The organism is Pseudarthrobacter sp. NPDC058196 (assembly GCF_042882685.1).
In the GTDB taxonomy this organism is placed as follows: domain Bacteria; phylum Actinomycetota; class Actinomycetes; order Actinomycetales; family Micrococcaceae; genus Arthrobacter.
Window position 1 is genome coordinate 308,004 of record NZ_JBHVVN010000001.1, and the last position, 17,033, is coordinate 325,036.

Annotated in this window: 11 protein-coding genes; 7 read left to right on the forward strand and 4 right to left on the reverse strand. The window is 58.4% G+C overall.

The genetic code is table 11. The features are described 5' to 3' along the window. Positions 1–444: 444 nt before the first annotated feature. Entirely contained in the window at positions 445–1,596 is a 1,152-nt protein-coding gene (locus ACFVVC_RS01410) for an alcohol dehydrogenase family protein (RefSeq protein WP_387448164.1), read from the reverse strand. A 434-nt stretch (positions 1,597–2,030) separates the two neighbouring features. Next, positions 2,031–3,506: an APC family permease gene (locus ACFVVC_RS01415; RefSeq protein WP_387448166.1), complete on the reverse strand. Its 1,476-nt coding sequence runs from the start codon at positions 3,504–3,506 to the stop codon at positions 2,031–2,033. 1,439 nt (positions 3,507–4,945) lie between these two features. Here ACFVVC_RS01415 and ACFVVC_RS01420 point away from each other — a divergent pair. The 7 genes from ACFVVC_RS01420 (at position 4,946) to ACFVVC_RS01450 (ending at position 15,167) form a co-directional block, all read left to right on the forward strand. After that, positions 4,946–5,122: a hypothetical protein gene (locus tag ACFVVC_RS01420; RefSeq protein ID WP_387448869.1), complete on the forward strand. Its 177-nt coding sequence runs from the start codon at positions 4,946–4,948 to the stop codon at positions 5,120–5,122. A 1,812-nt stretch (positions 5,123–6,934) separates the two neighbouring features. Further along, entirely contained in the window at positions 6,935–8,542 is a 1,608-nt protein-coding gene (locus ACFVVC_RS01425) for an ABC transporter substrate-binding protein (RefSeq protein WP_387448168.1), read from the forward strand. Between the two features lie 55 nt (positions 8,543–8,597). Beyond that, on the forward strand, positions 8,598–9,605 hold the full coding sequence (locus ACFVVC_RS01430; protein ID WP_387448170.1) for an ABC transporter permease: 1,008 nt from the start codon (positions 8,598–8,600) through the stop codon (positions 9,603–9,605). A 275-nt stretch (positions 9,606–9,880) separates the two neighbouring features. Continuing rightward, the gene (locus ACFVVC_RS01435) at positions 9,881–10,498 is read left to right on the forward strand and encodes an ABC transporter permease (protein ID WP_387448171.1); all 618 of its coding nucleotides are present in this window, start codon (positions 9,881–9,883) and stop codon (positions 10,496–10,498) included. Next, a complete protein-coding gene (locus tag ACFVVC_RS01440) occupies positions 10,495–12,393 on the forward strand; it encodes a dipeptide ABC transporter ATP-binding protein (RefSeq protein ID WP_387448173.1) in 1,899 nt (632 codons plus the stop codon). Before ACFVVC_RS01435 ends, ACFVVC_RS01440 begins: the two co-directional genes overlap by 4 nt. Positions 12,394–12,460: 67 nt before the next feature. Continuing rightward, entirely contained in the window at positions 12,461–14,092 is a 1,632-nt protein-coding gene (locus tag ACFVVC_RS01445) for a CocE/NonD family hydrolase (protein ID WP_387448174.1), read from the forward strand. A 259-nt stretch (positions 14,093–14,351) separates the two neighbouring features. Further along, on the forward strand, positions 14,352–15,167 hold the full coding sequence (locus ACFVVC_RS01450) for an alpha/beta fold hydrolase (protein ID WP_387448176.1): 816 nt from the start codon (positions 14,352–14,354) through the stop codon (positions 15,165–15,167). A 392-nt stretch (positions 15,168–15,559) separates the two neighbouring features. Here ACFVVC_RS01450 and ACFVVC_RS01455 read toward each other — a convergent pair whose 3' ends face one another. Together ACFVVC_RS01455 and ACFVVC_RS01460 are read right to left on the reverse strand one after the other, a co-directional pair. Continuing rightward, positions 15,560–15,940: an MmcQ/YjbR family DNA-binding protein gene (locus ACFVVC_RS01455; RefSeq protein WP_387448178.1), complete on the reverse strand. Its 381-nt coding sequence runs from the start codon at positions 15,938–15,940 to the stop codon at positions 15,560–15,562. A 170-nt stretch (positions 15,941–16,110) separates the two neighbouring features. Next, entirely contained in the window at positions 16,111–16,866 is a 756-nt protein-coding gene (locus ACFVVC_RS01460; RefSeq protein ID WP_387448180.1) for an SDR family NAD(P)-dependent oxidoreductase, read from the reverse strand. Positions 16,867–17,033 lie beyond the last annotated feature (167 nt).

The following is a 17,033-nucleotide window of genomic DNA, read 5'->3' on the forward strand; positions in this document are numbered from 1 at the left end:
GACACGCCCTAGGCCTGCGGGTCCCGAACCGCGGTCTGTTTCCAGGCTTGGGTACGGTTGGCGCCTTGTTCGGCAGATCTGTCAAAGCGGGCCTCTAGGCCTCGCGATGATGGCCTCCTTGGCAGCGTCCATAGATGCGAAAGCTACTGGTGGCGGGCTGAAGTATTTCATCCACCGATCAGCAGGGATGTTCGCTACTACTCATCGCGCACGGGGATGGAGATGTACCCGAGCCATCAACTGCGCATCGTAAAAGACAACCTGGCGCTGTCCGACGGGCACTCTGGGCAAGTAGGCGCATCTTCTTCTGATAACGAAAGACCTCATTACTTGGCGACGCGATGGGAGCGACAATGTCCTTCGGTATGAGTCTTTAACTTAGAGGGCCGGGGCTCACTGACGCTTCCTCTCAATGAGCCCCGGCACAGTCGAATAGATCCAGCCCTACGGGGTGACGACGATCTTGCCTACGTGGGACCTCTTGATCATCAGTGTTTGTGCCTCCGGCAGGTCCTGGAGCTTATATGTTGCTTCCAGAAGGGGCTTGAGTTGACCGCTCTGAATCAGTCCCACCAAGCGTGCAAAGGTCGACGCTGTGGGGTTTGTGATGCCGTGCATTTCGAGGTCCTTGTAGATCAGTTCCCGCAGGTCGATGCGGGTGATTGGTCCGCCGATGGCGCCCGCCGTGGTGTAACGCCCGGCTGGTTTCAGGACCTTCATGAGAACGCCAAACATGTCACCCCCGACGACGTCTGCAGCAACGTGGGCGCCACGCTCGCCGATGAGACGTTCCACCTCGGCCTGCAGATCCTGGCTTTCACGTGCAACAAAGTCGTGTGCGCCGAGAGCGCGCAGCCGTTCTTCCTTGGATCCGCTAGCAACTGCTACGACGCGTGCTCCACGGATTCGTGCAAGTTGAATAAGGGCAGTGCCGACGCCTCCGGCTGCCCCTGTGATTACCACCGTCTCTCCCTCAGACAGGCCTGCGCGCTCAAGCATTTCTTCGGCCGTGTCATACGAGCATGGGAAGGTGGCCAGCTCAGCATCAGTCAGGTCTGATTGGATGGGGTGAGCGTTTACCGCCGGGACTGCGACCAACTCAGCGTATCCGCCATCCCGTTCGCTGCCGAGATACCCGCTCATTTGAGCACGGGCCGGCAACGATTCGTCACGGATTGATGGGTCTACGATTACACGTTCACCGATCCGTGCGGAGTCCACACCGGGACCCACTGCAGTGATTCGACCTACGACCGCAGCGCCCTGCACCCTGGGAAACGGGATGGAGGCACCTGTCCACGACAGCCCGGCATCGTCATCACGGCCTTTCAGGCCTAGATCCTCCGAGAGATTGGTTTCGACCACCCTGTCGTACCAGCCGGTGCGTGTGTTGATGTCGGTGTTGTTAAGACCGCATGCGCCGACCGTGATAAGCACCTCGTCCTGCTGGGGTGCTGGGGCGGGATAATCCGTGCGGAATTCCAGTTTGTCGATGCCACCATGGCCGGTGAGAACGGTCGCTTTCATTACTGTTGTAGACCCTCCTGCTGCTGTCTCAGAGATCGTCACGGACGTTGTCTTCATCTTGAACTTCACTTTCCTCCGGGCGTCGAGGCCCAGCTCCGGTCTTGAGCGGTCACTACTTGGAGTGCCGCTGGAATATGGTGGGGTGCCGCAAGACTCCCGAAAGCGGGACCCCGCGCGGCGTTCTAACCGTGCACAAATCATCTCCGGCGGCAACCAGCCCGAAAACAGGAGATCCAACAACAAGATTCACGAAAACGTGGGCAATTTCCAAGACTGTCATGCTTGCTGGGTGTTGACCCTTCCTGAGGTGTCTCCTGGAATTCGTCTCGACTTTGCTTCCTGAAGCGTGCGGCTTTCAGCAGGAGCAGGCGCTGCCTGCGTCCATGGGCGGGGTTGTATCCCACGATGGCTGCAGAAGACCCTGATGAGGTTAATGTAGGTCAACACACCGTGACTCCCAGAGCCAGAACTGTATCTTGAAGCCTCCACATTCCGTTACCTATTTACTCGATCCGCGGAACGATATCCCCTGCGTCATCTCGACCGATTCGGGCGTAAATGTCGGGCCGGCGCTTCTTGTATACGGCCGCGGTAACCATCCCCGTCCCGATGACACCGAGAATAACGGCAAGGATCAGCCACGTGAGAGTACCTTCTGTTCCAATGATTAGCTCGAAGTTTGTCGTGGCCAAAACAAGTGCGATGACCAGAAACACGGTGGAGATTCCGGTAGCTACGGCCTGCCAGAGGGCTCTTCGTCCTCCTGTCATGTCTTTCGCGAGGAAGACTGTGATCGCCAGTGCCGCGACAGCCATCAGGATTGCGAAGGCGTAGGCGTAAATACCAGCCAAGCGAGCGTAGGCTAGTCCTCCTTCCATGCCAGAAAAAAGGAGAATACCGACTGCGACGAAGGCGCTGACAGCTACCGAAGCCTTGTGAGGGGATGCGTGGCGCCTGTGGACGTGTGAGAGGGATTTGACGATGACACCGTCCGTGCTGAGGTTGAACAAGTACCGCGAGACGATGTTGTGACTTGCCAGGGAGAGGGCGAAATTACTTGTAATCAGAAGCATTGTTGCCGCTAGGTAAGCGAAGTCCCCCGTGAAGTGCCGGACGCTTTCGAACGATGATTCGGCTGCATTGGAACTCAGGACCCCCATGATTGCTTGCGGTCCGTAGGAATTGATGAATGACCACGCAGTGAATGCATAGAGGATAGTGAGCACGACGACCACGGTATATGTGGCACGCGGGACAGTTTTCTCCGGCCGTTTCACCTCGTCGCGGAAGATGACGCTGGCTTCGAATCCGCCGTACATACCAATCCCGAGGAGGAATGCGATGCCGATTGAGCCGCTGAAGATGTTCTCCGGCTGAAAGCTATCTAGGCCCAATCCTTGAGCCCCGCCCTGCGACACCACAGAAATGTTGTATGCAAGCATGAGGAGAAGCTCAAGAGCCAAGAAAAAAGTGAGCACTTTTGCCGAAAAATCAATGTTCATGTAGCCGAGGAATGACGTGACAGCGAACATTCCAAGCCCGTAGATCCACCATGGAAGCTCAGGGCCGCCGATGTCACGCAAAAAGCTTTCGGCAGCTACACCGCCTAGAGCATAAGCGCCCAAATTGGCTGCAAAGTAGCAAACCATGGCTGTGTAACCCGCCCCCAGGCCGACGACTTTACCCAGACCTGCAGAGGCAATTGAGTAGAAGCCGCCCGGTTTCGGAAGTCGTAAGCCCATTGCAACCAGGCCGGCCGTAAAAAGCACGGCAACGATACCGCACACGATAATCATGGCCGGTGTCCCGACTCCGTTGCCTAGGAGTATGACGATGGGGATAAATCCGAGGAACACTACCATGGGGCCGTTGTAGGCGAGGATGGTGAAAACGAGATTAAGGAAGCCAATATTGCCGTGCAACTGTCCCTGTCTTACAGCTGTCGTGGCTTGAGGAGGTGAGCTTTCAGTGATTGGCATAGCAGGTACTCCTGTCGTGTGTGAAAACCGGAAGCGCAGCGATTCGGCAATGGCCGCGAACGGGCACATCCGCTTCTGGTCCCGCAAATCTTTACGCATTGAAGGTATGCGGGTGCTGCCCCACCAACCATTGGAGATAGACCGAATGGCCGATGAGGCATTCGGTATGTGACCGAAATCTCAGGAGAGTGATTGCCGCGAGCTGTCGGGATAGACGCGTTCCGCCAATATCGGTCATCATCGCTAATCGCGGCCCGGGGACGGCCTCACTAGAGTGCCACCTGGGCCCCGTTCTGTAACTGCCGCCAACGCTGGACGTCACCGGCTCACGTGCAATGTTTCCAGGCGGAAAGAAAACAGGACGGCCTTGCTAAATCGGCTTAGGGAGTAGATTGGACTGGTGGATCCGCCGCATGCCAACCAGACTGTTCAGGGGTCATAGCGAGGTGCCTGATCGCATCCCTTCTGGGGGCCGGGCGGTGCCGGTAAGCGACAGTGGCTTGACCTCCCGTTGCCGGCTCGGACAGACCTGAAGCTACGGAGGGCTTTAGTCTTCTTGTCTGTAGCCGGTGTCCGCGCTTCGGGCCGCTCAATATCGCCCTCGGGCGTACATGTCTAAGTTCACCAGCGACGGCGACAGCACTCAGGCAAAGCAGGCCGAGCCTTCGACCCTGGTGGAGCCTACGCTCCCGAGAGTTAGCAGCGGCTGTATAGGAGGGCGAGTACGGCTTCATGCAGATGAGCTCTGAAGGACCAGCACATGGAGCATCCGTACGCCAGCAGGCCTACGGTTGAGCTGACGCTCGGCGACGCACAGCCGGCAAGCAATAAATCCGTTTCCGTCCAAGCCGCCATGGCGGAACCTGGGCAGCGCCGGCGATAATAAACTGGACGGCCAGGGACCAGAGCGTTCCACTGATAATAGGGACGCACAAACCGGCAGTTTGTGCGGCATCAACGCGCAGAAGCGTCACCTCAGTCTTGGTCCCCTTGGCTTTGTCGAAGAATCCATCCTCCATTGAATAGACAAGCCAGGTACCGCCTTGGTTGACCCGGTTCAGCCATAACGTCCCTAAAAGCAACGCAACTGCCAAAGGGACCGCCAACAACTACTGCCATGAGAAGGGAAGTTCGGAAGTACGTCCGTCTAGCGCTGCTTCCACCGACCCAGGACAGAACCGCATGCCTTCCCCGTGGTATCAAACCGGGACTGGGTGCTCGACTCATCACCGGACCTACGCCGCCATCGCATCGGGACCGAATTGGGGGTTCCACCCAGAGCGTTCCTGCAATTCTGAGATCTGACAGTAATCAGGTGCAATTTCGCAGATACGTTTCCTCTTGCTCATCGGTATGGCCGATGTCTTAAGTGAGGGACGCCACCCCCGAGCCCCCGGGAATGTATACGAAGTGACCTACCGATGGCGGCCACCTCCAACATGTTCAAGCCAGGACGCCGCATCTGGCTCGACATCTCCAGCAGCAACTTTCCCGCACCACGACGGAACACGAACACCGGCGGCTTCATTGCCCACCAATCAATTGATGATGCGATAGTAGCCACCAACAGGATCATGCACGGGCCTGACCATGCCAGCAGCTCATCCTGCCCCTAAGCAGGCGCTGAGCGAGGGATTCGCCAGCTGGCGTTGTTTCAGCGAATGGGGAAAGGCGCCGCCGTGCGAAACAGTCTGATGCGGGCCAATCGCGGAAGGTGGAGAGCGAACCTCATCAACTTTGCGGTTGGCCGAGGGGGTGAAATCGCGTTGAGTCCGTCTTGGTACGCGGAACACGATAGCGCTGGGTGGGAACGCAGCGCGGTGGTCGCGGTGCCGCTCTGTTCGTACTTCCGGTGTTGTGTGTCTAGTCCAGCACGGGCACGCGTTCCAAGTCCGGCGTCAGATGGAGCCTGTTGTACGACAACCGCAGCCCTTACTGAATCCACTGTCCGGGGCCCCCTGCGGGTTCAACTTTCCTGATCTTCGGTATGAACGGCCGCTATTGCGAGTTGGGCCGCCAGGATCCCGGCTCTTATGGACTCGTTGCAATTGTCGTGCTGCCAAATGGGCGCACTTCTTCTCTGCTTATCACTTGGAGCTCTGTCCGCATGCCGTTCACCGGCTTGAGGGTCGGCCGGGTTGGAACGGCCGCTAGCGTCAGGGCGGACGGCATGCTTATCGCCCCGCGACGGTCGGCATCGCCTGTTCCCTCGGCTGGTCAGCCGCAGCGATTGCCGTCGCCCTATTTGCGTACGGGATGGGGATAGTAGTAAGGGACATCGCACAGAGTATTGAAGGCGTAGACGTGGAACATAAGCTTCGCCGGACAGTAATGCCTCAGTTCCACGTAGCCTCCTGAATGACGTTGACATATTCACCTCCAGTGGCGGCACCTTTCTCGACGCCTTCCTGGGGGCAATCGTGTCCGCGGCAGGGCTTGGTCTCCCAGTTCATCTCCTGGTTATCGCAGCCCCGATTGTGGTCCTGACGCTGTTGGCTTCCCGCACTTCGAACCCCGTGCCCGGGTAATTGGTTTAGATGATGCTGGCGACCGACGCAAGGCCGCCAGGAAAGGACCTAGCATGGAAGAACTCCCGGACGTTTGCTCCAGGGGGCCGTCTTACTCGTCACCGGATTAGCACAAGACGGCGGCCACGACTGGGTCGCCAAGGCGATTACCGATGGCACGCATCCCTCGGAGTCGAGCGGCGCGCTGCTGCATGACATTTTTGTGGCTGCCTTGACCATTACGCGCGTTCTTGGAGGACGTGCAATCGGCAGGCTCGGAAGGGTGGTTGTCCTCCGGACCAGCCTGGCGGCGGTCGTAGTGGGCTTGGCCCTATTAATAATGGCAGAAAACGTCATCATGATCGGGCGTCGGAGCCACGTTATGGGGTGGCCGGCCACATTGGCATTTCCCATGGAAAGGTCTGCTGGCGCGGATTATTTGCTGCATGCCGCCGCACGCATTCTGTGGTGTCCATCCGGAGATACGCCTTCTTCTTGGCAGGGCCGCCGTTGCTCGGTTTGCTGGGCGACGTTACAGGCATCCATCTTGCACCGCTGACAACCCACGGCGCCTGGCTTGCTCGCATTTTGGCTTGCGTCCATCTCTACGCCGTCGTCGGGGCAATAAGCCGAGTATCAGCGCGAGCTTGCGAAACCACCACTTTTCCTCCTGCCGACGGAGAACCGAGCCACCAGTCGGGCTGGGCGTTTTCGGGATTATCCAGAGCTTCGATGGCTTGGATCTATTTTCGGTGATCTGTCGACCCAGGGCCGCCCCGGTGCGGTGGACCTTTGTAAGAAACACTAAGGCTGGTCCCGAAGTTATGAAATCTAACGATCGATGGGTGAGCCGCTTCACAGGTAGCTTTTGTTCAAATCGTTATCGGTCTGTCCGGTACGTCGAACATGGAGGTGTTTCGCATGGATCACAACTTTCAAAAGCCGTCCACATCGGGGGTCGGTAATGCACTTAATTTCGCGCCGTCACGGCGCCAGGTGTTGGCAGTGGGTGGCATCAGCCTGGGCGCTCTGTTGCTTGCTGCATGCACCAACTCGCCGGGCAGCACCGGCTCCGAGCAGTCTGGCGGAACGCCCAAGAAGGGCGGTACCCTCCGCATTTCGATCGGCGATGGCGGCAGTTCGGATACGCTCGACCCGGGTACCATTCTCACGGCTAATGCAACCTTGGCCGTGAAATCGATTTACGACCCGCTTGCTGTCACAGACACAGATTTTAAGGCCCAACCGGCACTGGCGACATCGTGGGAAGCCAATGCCGATGCGACAAAGTGGACCATCCACCTTCGAGAAGGTGTGAAATGGCACGACGGAAGTGATTTCACGTCAAAAGACGTGATGTACACCATCAGCCGCTGGCTCGATCCCAAGTCGGAAAGTGCGCTCAACGGATTCCTGTCTCCGTACCTCGACATGGGCGGGGTCTCGGCCCCGGATGCTTCGACGATTGTGCTCAACCTCAAGAAGGCCAACAGCGTCCTCATGGAGACCATTGGCGCTAACCCCGCAAGTCACCTGATTAAGGAAGGCGTGACAGACTTCAGCGGCAAGAACTTGGTGGGAACAGGGCCGTTCAAGCTGACTTCATGGAGCCCCGGCACGGGGTGGAAGGCTGTCCGGAACGACGCTTATTGGGGTGACACTGTCTACCTGGATGGAATCGAGGCAACCGTTACCCCGGATCAGGGCGCCAAGTTGCAGGCCGCACTATCAGGTGCAGCTGATGTCACGGACATGATTCCGGTCTCGCTGTGGGCTGGAATCCAGGGCAGAAACGACCTGGCACTCGAAACAATCAAGAACAGGCAAAGCTGGGCCTTCGCGTTCGATCAGCGCGTTGCACCGTTCAACGACAGCCGCGTGCTCGATGCCATCAAACTTGCAACCGACCGCGACAAGATGGTCGAGACCGCACTGCTGGGCCACGGGTCGGCTACGGCGGATGTGCCGATCGCCCCCGATTCTTCATGGTATCCAGCTAATCTGAAGCCGGAGTACGACCCGGACAAGGCGAAGAAGCTGCTGGCCGACGCGGGTTTCCCAGACGGACTGGATATCAAGCTGAGTGTGACAGATTCGGTGCCCGGCATGTTGGACGCTGCCCAAGCCTGGCAGCAGGTCGTCAAGAGCGCCGGGATCAACGTGACATTGGACCAGTTCTCACCGGACACGTACTGGTCGAAGGGGTGGATGGCCACCCCTGCCTTCGTCGACACCTTTACACAGTTCTTCCCCCCTGTTGGGTTCGACGCTTTCTATCGGAAGAGCGCTGCTTGGCCTCTCACGCACTTCGCAGACCCAGCTGTGGACAAGAAAGTCGATGAGCTTTACGCCGCAACCGATCAGCGCCGGCAAGTCGAGCTGACCCAGGAGGCCTACTTGCAGGCCCGAAAGTCCTATGGCCTTCTGATTCCCGTTTTCTCAGACGCAGCTTATGCACGGTCCTCGAAAGTCAACGGCCTGTTCATGAATTTGGACACGGTCGATTTCCGAAAGACGTGGTTGGCCTGAAAGCCCGGAGGCGAGCACAAATGTTGGATCATTTGCAAGTGAGGAAGGGTATCGAATGACTATCGTGGCCCCGGAACCGGTCGCCGAGACGGTGGTCGCACCCAGAAGGAGTATGACTCGCGTCTGGGCCGTGGCCCGTCAGCTTTTGATGTCGGTTCTGACGCTCCTGTTGATCTCATTCATTGCGTTCGTAGCGATGAACCGTTCAGCCGAACAGATCGCGCGCAATGCACTCGGTATAGGTGTTACCGACGAACAGCTGCAGTCTTTTATCACGGGACGAGGACTAGATCGGCCACTGTTCGTTCGATACTTCGACTGGCTCGGTCACTACCTTCAAGGTGACTGGGGCATGACACTGACCTCGAACGTGCCGATCAAACCTGTCGTACTTCCTGCTTTCGCCCACACCGCTGAGCTCGCCCTGGCTTCGCTGGCTTGGTCCCTTCCTGTGGCCGTCGCACTGGGGGTGTTCATGGCCCGAAAAGGAGGAATGTTTGATCGAGCTGCGTTCGTGGTGATGACTGTGCTGGCTGCACTCCCTGAATTCGTCATCGGGTTGGGACTAATGATTCTGCTTGCAGTTCAGCTTCGCTGGCTGCCTGTTGCCTCCTCAGCAGTGTCGGGTGAGGTAAGTGTCGCCTGGGTCCAGGCCTTCATCCTCCCCGCGTCGGCTCTCGGACTGATTGTCGTGCCTTATGTCTCGCGCATTGCACGTGCGTCCGTATCAGAGGCCTTGAATTCTCCCTTTACAAGAAATGCCGTGCTGCGAGGGTTGCCCCGGCGCGTGGTCGTGTGGGGACATGCCACCCGATCGGCGGCCGTTCCACTCGTGCACGCCGTCGCACTCGTCATTATCTACCTGCTTGGAGGGGCCATCATCGTTGAGAACGTGTTCGCTTTTCCAGGTCTGGGACGGCTCTTGATACAAGGCATCACCCAAGGCGACACCAACTCCGCTCTTGCGATCACGGTGCTCTTGGGTGCGGTGTTTATCGCGCTCAGCTTCGTCGCAGACATCTTCGTCACCTACCTCAACCCACGATTGAAGGCAGTCCGATGAGCGCCGATTCGCCAGGCCAGACGGCAGTTGTGAATAGCCGGTCAACACGTAAGCTTCGCCCATTCCGCCCGATAACCCACACTTGGTCGGGTCGCTGTGGACTCGTTATCGTCAGCGGGGTTCTGTTGGTCCTTATTTTCGGTCCGGCACTGGCTCCGCATCCGTTTGACCAGCTTGCGGTGGGGCGGCCTCTCTCACCTCCCACCAGCAATCTGCCGTTAGGAACGGACAACCTGGGACGGGATGTCTTCAGCCGGTTCCTCGTCGGCGGTCAGATGGTGTTGCTGATTCCGCTCGCTGCCGTCGCACTGGCTACGGTCACCGGTGGACTGCTAGGGATGGTTGCTGCCTACACCGGTGGACTGTTCGATAAGGTGGTCTCCCGAGTCTTCGACACCCTGCTGACTCTGCCGCCCCTACTCATTGCGCTCTCCGTTATCGCTGGCTTCGGTTCGTCAACCACAGTCCTGTTAACGACGGTGGCCGTAATCTTCGCACCTGGAATCGGAAAAGTGGCCCGCGGAGCAACCCTTGGAGTTGTCACATCGGACTACATACAAGCAGCACGGGCACGTGGTGAATGGCCTGTATCCATCGTCGTGCGGGAGATCGCGCCGAACATCGTCGGCCCCGTGGTGTCAGATCTCGCCCTCCGGGTCACCTACGGAGTACTCTTCGTTGCCGCTCTTAACTTCCTTGGCCTCGGGGCTAAGCCTCCCTCACCTGACTGGGCCCTCTCCATTGCGAGCAGCCTGGGGTATGTGCAGATTCAGCCGTGGGCCGCCCTGGCACCGGTCGCCGGGATCGCTGCCCTGTCGGTCGGCCTCAACCTGATGGCAGATTCAATCATCTCCTACGTCAACAATGACACGTCAAAGGACTTCATGCTATGACTACCTCGGTCGCACTGGAAGTGCGGGGCCTCTCAGTAGGGTACGGCCTGCGGAACAATGACTTGAAGACGGTGGTCAGCGACGTCGATTTCGTGCTTGAGCGAGGAAAGATTCTCGGAATGGCAGGCGAATCCGGCTGTGGTAAGAGCACGACGGCGTTGGCGGCGATCGGATACCGTCCCGGTGCTATGCAAGTGCCCGCGGGTCAGTCGAAGCTCGGGGATATTGATTTGCTGAAGATCCCCCTTCCACAACTTCGACGGATATGGGGCAGCAGGGTCGTATATATGCCCCAAGCATCATCCAACGCATTGACCCCGGCTTTGACAATCGGGCGTCAGATGGCAGAGCCGATGGAGGTCCATCTTGGGCTCAAGGGACGAGCCAACTACGACAGGCAGATCGAACTTTTGGAGGAGGTCGGCGTTCCCAATCCGAAGGCCGCCCTTCGGCGCTATCCGCATGAGTTCAGCGGCGGACAGCAACAACGGATTAACCTCGCGATAGCGCTGTCGTGCAACCCCCAGGTGCTGATCCTCGACGAGCCGACCACTGGATTGGACGTCACGACACAAGCAAAAATTGTGAAACTGCTCAAGCGTGCTATTGAGGAACACCAGACCGCTGCCCTGTTCGTCAGTCATGACCTGCCTCTCCTCGCGGAAGTTGCCGACCGGATCGCAATAATGTATGCGGGCCAGGTGGTCGAGTCAGGTCCGGCGAGGGAACTGATGTCAAGCCCAGAGCATCCATACACGAGGGCGCTACTGGCCGCCGTTCCGGATGCGAGTGGTACTCGTGCGTTGTCAGGGATCCCAGGTGCGCCGCCGTCGGGGGTCGTCCATGGAGCCTGTCCTTTCGTGCCGCGATGCCCGTTCAGCATCAAGAGCTGCTCAGAGTCCAACCCGAGCCTGTTGCCGTTAAGACCTTCCCACGACGTCCGGTGCATCCGAGCCGGCAACTACGAAATTCATTCGGTAAGTGACCGGCCTTCAGTTCTCGGAGTGGTGGAGGATTCAGCGCCGCTGCTGTCGGTAGACGACGTGTGGTGCGAGTATGGCTCGCGCGGTCATTCGACGCCGGTCGTCAAGGGGGTCACGTTCAGCGTCGCGGCTGGCGAGACGCTTGCAGTGGTGGGTGAATCCGGCAGCGGCAAGTCAACTCTGCTGCGCGCAATTGCAGGACTGCACCCGCGCAGCAGTGGAGAGATCCAGTTCGAGGGCACAACACTAGCGCCTAACGTGGGAAAGAGATCACGCTCGTTGCGGCGTGATGTGCAAATAGTCTTCCAAAACCCGGATATGTCTCTGAACCCGCGCCACGATGTGATGAGCCTCGTCTCGCGGCCTCTGCAGCTCTTCGAACCGACGTTATCCAAGGCTGACCGTGAAGAACGTGTGCGTAAAATTTTGGCGGACGTAAATCTTCCTGAGTCAATGGTTCACCGGTACTCCAGCGAGCTGTCTGGCGGACAGAAGCAACGCGTCGCAATCGCCCGGGCATTCGTGACGCACCCGCGCCTGATCCTTGCCGACGAGATCACTTCCGCACTCGATGTGTCAGTGCAGGCCGCAATACTCGACCTGTTGGCAAAGTTATCTGCGGAGCACGGAACTTCCGTAGTATTCATTACCCATGATCTAGCGGTGGTCCGGGCCGTTGCGCATCGTGCTCTTGTCTTGAAGAAGGGCGTCGTCAGAGAAGTCGGGAAGGTCGCCCAGCTGTTCGAGTCGCCTACCGACGACTACACGCGCGAACTGGTTGAGGCCATTCCAATGTACAGTCCCGCTGCCACTCTCAACGCCTCTGCATCGGGTCCATTCCTGACAGGGGCTGTTCCACAAGCGGCCAGGCGGGACAGGCAGGGCCTGTCGTCAACAAGAATCGCGGAATGAACGAGAACGGGTAAGCAGATCTTGTTGACGGATGTGTAAAAGCTTAGGTGGGGATCAGATGGTTAGTGTGACAATCGAATACGACATCCCAGTTCCTATGCGAGACGGAGTGGTTCTACGAGCGGACATCTATCGTCCAGGAGGAAATGGTCCCTGGCCTGTCATCGTTGCACGAACGCCCTACGACAAAGGGGATCTATTCGTACTCTCGTTGCTTGACCCTTGGCTGGCTGCACGTCGCGGCTTTATGGCCGTCGTTCAAGATGTCCGAGGCCGTTACAGCTCCGAGGGCGAGTTCCAGCCCTTTGTGGCAGAAGGATTCGACGGTGAGGACACCATTTCATGGGCGGCAACCCTTCCCGGTGCAAGCGGTGCCGTCGGGATGTGGGGGCCTAGCTACCTGGGAAACGTCCAGTGGCAGGCAGCCGGCAGGCGGCCCGATGCCCTCAAAGCAATCGTCCCCTCCTTTACCTTCCGAGAGCCAGCCGACGGGCTAATAGCTCGCGGGGGCGCCAACGAAGTTGGTCTCATCCGCAGTTGGGGCGTTTCTATGGGGTTCGATCAAGCTATTCGGCGCCACGGCCACGACAGCAACGAGTTGGACAAGCATCTTCGGTTGTTGGCGGAAGCATCAGACGGTATACCGGAACGGATTTATTCGGAACTACCCACATCACCGGACGCCGTCATCAGCCGGTATGGCCTCCCGAACCTGGCGAGCCCCGACTCAAGAGAATCTGCCGAAATCCCTCCACATCAGACAGAAGTGACTGTCCCAAGCCTGCACATAGGTGGCTGGTACGACGTCTTTATGCAGGGAACAATCGATAATTATCTCGCTGCCGCAAAGAACACGCCCGCGAGACTTATCATCGGCCCTTGGAGCCACACTCAGATGTCTGCCCAACAAGGAGACATCAACTTTGGCTTTGCGGGGAACGGGTCTGCAATTGATTTCAAAGACTCCATCGCCGGGCTTACCTTCGACTGGCTCCACTCTTGGATGACCATCGGCAAGGCGCCTGATAATGAGCTGCCGGTAAAGATTTACGTAATGGGTGCCAACGAATGGCGTTCCGAATCCGAATGGCCTCTTCAGCGAGCTACCCCGACACCATGGTTCTTCACTGCCGGTGGAGCCCTCAAGCCGAAGGCCGAAAGCACAGCTTCATCAGTACCCTTCACGTACGACCCGCAGGATCCCGTTCCTGCCGTAGGCGGCGCGAGCCTCCTCGATCCAAGCCCTTCTGCAGGAGCGATGGACCAAGAGCAGGTGGAAGCTAGAGCCGACGTACTTCTCTTCACGAGTGATGTTCTGACTGAGGATCTCGAAGTTACTGGCCGTGTTTGCGCAACTCTCGTTGCCCAAACCGACGGGCCGACCACTGACTGGGTGGTGCGCCTGTGCGATGTTCATCCGAACGAACGCTCATACGTGGTGACCGATGGAATCAGAAGGATTAACGGCAAGCCAGGGGAAATGAAGTCCGTGGAGGTAGACCTTTGGTCAACCAGCATGGTGTTCAAAAAGGGGCACCGCATCCGAGTGCAGGTCACGTCCAGTTGCTTCCCTCGATGGGACCGGAACCTGAATACCGAAGAAGGCCTGGCAACAGGGAAAATGCGAGTGGCCAACCAACTCATTCACGTGGGTGGCGGCTGGTCTTACGTGACCCTCCCAATTGTCCAGACGGCATGAGCGGCCAGGACCTGCTCGATTTGGATTCCTTCCGGCCCCTGTAAAGGGCGTCTGCGCCGGTACATTCAGTGGTGCGCATGCAACTGACGCGCCAACAGAGCTTCGCCGGCTAGACCAAAGCACGCCGGGCTGAGCTTTTGTCATCCAAAGTTTGGATCTCTATGAAGAAAGCAGGAGCTTGATTGGGAAGGACAGTTGTCACCGATCCATCTGGTCGAAGATGAGTCAGGTTGCTGTGAATATCGAAAGGAAATTACTAATGAGCGGTACAAATCTGTCCTTGCAGACGTCAGATGGAGTGACCCTTCGCTACGACGATGAGGGCGATGGGCGCCCTATCGTCTTCTCCTCCGGGTTCCAAGGGCAAAGCGCACACTTCGTGTGGCAACGCGATGCTCTGGTGCAGGCAGGATACCGTGTAATCAGATACGACCACAGGTGCCACGGGCGCTCCGACTTCCCGGAACACGGACAGAGGATGAGCCGCCTCGCTCTTGACCTCGGCGAGCTGTTAGCGGCCTTGGACCTCCGTGATGTTGTCCTGGTCGGTCACTCGATGGGTGTGAATGTCAGTCTGGCTTACTTCTCTATTACTGCCGATCCCTGGGAGCGCGTCACCGCATTTGTCGCCGTAGATCAGTCCCCGAAGATCGTCAACGACGAAGAATGGCAATGGGGTGTACGCGGTATTAACGAGCAGAACGTCTTCGACGCGGCCCGCTTTCGTTTCGAATGGTTCGATAATGGACGTGAACCAACGGTGCCCGATTTCGTGAAGCAGTTGGTCGATACAATTGAGCCTTCTTGGGAGAGCTATCCGTTCGATAAGGCACGCCGCCTGCTTATCGACCATATGGTCTCCGACTGGCGGGATGTCGTGCCGACGGTCGCGGTCCCGACACTCGTTATGACGGGTCGTCATTCTCCCTTCTACGAACTCGAAGGTATGCGTTGGTTTGCCGACACTTTGCCCAATGGTCGCCTGAGCGTATTCGAGCAGAGCGGTCACGAGCCCTACCTTAACGAATATTCTGAGTTCAATGCCCAACTTCTGGAGTTCATCGCCCAGCATTGATTGCTGAGACGTCGACTCGGGCGAGTATGCGAGACGGCGGTCGGTCCTCAACCGGTCGTCGTCTCGCTCCTTGGGTTACACGACTGTAGGTGTCGCTGCTTGCCCTCGGGGAGTGCGAGATTCGGTGTGGTGTCCCATAATAAGTTTTTGGGCTCGATGTCGGCCGCCAGAAGGGCCGTGTCCTGTTTTTCCCAGCTGAATCGGATCCGCAGTCTTTCGCGTTAGATGGCTTGTAGCGAGGACTCCCGGCGTGCGGGACGAAGTGCCATTCGAATTGTTATCGACCCTCAGGCGCGAGTTGGTGGCGCCCCGCATGGCTGGCAATGAGGTACCAACGTGCTCAAGGCTCTCTGCGCGACCAGGTTCCGTGCCGGTGCGAAGCCGCCAGGTCGCTAGTGCTGGCCGAACGTAGAGGGGTCAACTGGGCGCAGATTTTTTGGCAGGTTCTCGACGACGAGCAGGTACGATTCCGTGACGAGGTCGTCGACCGTCTGCGCATCGAGCTCGCCGCCTGGGTGGAGTGTAATCCAGTGTCGTTTGTTCATGTGATAGCCGGCCGTGATGTCGTCGTGCGCTTCGCGCAGTGCCCTCCCGTCAGCCGGTGCTGCTTTCAAGATCACGATGGGTTCGCCGGTGATCGAGGTCTGGAGCATGAAGACCCTGCCGCACACCTTCCAGACGTCCCAATCCGTGCCGAACGGGTGAGTGAGCTCCGCGCCGGGTAGTTCCTGTGTGCGGGTCGCGGCTCGGTCTTGCAGTTGTTTGATGTACATATGCTTCCCGTCTTTCCGTCGGATGCCGATCAATTCACACTGGTGTGGCGGCAAGCGGTGGATGCCGGATCGCAGCACGCCGTACAACGCGCACGCCATCTGGCAAAGGCGTTGTACAGTCGGACGGGCCCTGTCGACAGCGCCTTTGTGCTCGTGTCGGAAGCGACGGCTCACGCATCCAGCAGCCCTACTGCGACAAAGCCTCCATCGACCGGCAGCGTGTGCCCGTTGATGTAGTTGGCCTCCTCGGAAACGAGGAAAGCAACTGCATTAGCAATGTCTTCCACCTTCCCGTAGCGACGCAGCGGGATGTGGCGGTAATACGCGTCGCGGGTCGCGTCCGTGTGGACACTGTTTGCCAGCGGCGTTTCGATGGGGCCGGGAGCGACGGCGTTGGCAGTGATGCCTTTTGAGCCCAGCTCGGCTGCGAACTGCCTTGTGAGCGCGTCCACTCCCGCCTTTGTAGGGCCATAGGCCGCACGTCCGATCCCCGCGCGAAGTCCGCTGATCGAGCTGATGTTGACGATACGTCCCCAGCCACCGCGTGCCATGATCCGGGCTGCCCGCTGGCTGCACCGAAACGTCCCGATCAGGTTAATCTGGACGGTCATGGTGAATAGATCGTCGGGGAAGTCGAGAAGATCCCGAATCTGCGAGACACCAGCGTTGTTGACGAGGATGTCGCAGCGCTGATGCTCCTTGTCGATACTTGAAAACAGGGCGTCGATCGAGTCGCAGTCCCCGATGTCGACATGCCTAGCCTGGGCGCACAGCCCCTGCTTGACGAGCTGATCGACGACACGCTCAGCAGCCTCGATGTCTCGGTCGGCCACAACGATGCGGTGGCCTCGCTTGGCCAACACATCGGCGGTTGCGGCTCCAATGCCGGAGCCAGCGCCTGTGATGACAGCAATCCTTGATGCCATAAGTGTTCCTCCTGAAGGCTTGTGGCACGCGCCGCCTCGGCGGAGCGCCACTCGATGTCGACGACGGGCTGAGGCTCCCGCTACTAGTCGGCGTCAAGGCCGGCTGATCATCGACCCACACCATGTGGTCCGTGATTCAGTCTCGTACACCGTCAGTCCGGGCGGAA

Excerpts from the sequence above, each read along its gene's own strand:
- ACFVVC_RS01415 (WP_387448166.1), bottom strand. The coding sequence starts at position 3,506 with ATGCCAATCACTGAAAGCTCACCTCCTCAAGCCACGACAGCTGTAAGA.
- ACFVVC_RS01420 (WP_387448869.1), top strand. The coding sequence starts at position 4,946 with ATGTTCAAGCCAGGACGCCGCATCTGGCTCGACATCTCCAGCAGCAAC.
- ACFVVC_RS01425 (WP_387448168.1), top strand. The coding sequence starts at position 6,935 with ATGGATCACAACTTTCAAAAGCCGTCCACATCGGGGGTCGGTAATGCA.
- ACFVVC_RS01430 (WP_387448170.1), top strand. The coding sequence starts at position 8,598 with ATGACTATCGTGGCCCCGGAACCGGTCGCCGAGACGGTGGTCGCACCC.
- ACFVVC_RS01435 (WP_387448171.1), top strand. The coding sequence starts at position 9,881 with ATGGTGTTGCTGATTCCGCTCGCTGCCGTCGCACTGGCTACGGTCACC.
- ACFVVC_RS01440 (WP_387448173.1), top strand. The coding sequence starts at position 10,495 with ATGACTACCTCGGTCGCACTGGAAGTGCGGGGCCTCTCAGTAGGGTAC.
- ACFVVC_RS01450 (WP_387448176.1), top strand. The coding sequence starts at position 14,352 with ATGAGCGGTACAAATCTGTCCTTGCAGACGTCAGATGGAGTGACCCTT.
- ACFVVC_RS01455 (WP_387448178.1), bottom strand. The coding sequence starts at position 15,940 with ATGTACATCAAACAACTGCAAGACCGAGCCGCGACCCGCACACAGGAA.
- ACFVVC_RS01460 (WP_387448180.1), bottom strand. The coding sequence starts at position 16,866 with ATGGCATCAAGGATTGCTGTCATCACAGGCGCTGGCTCCGGCATTGGA.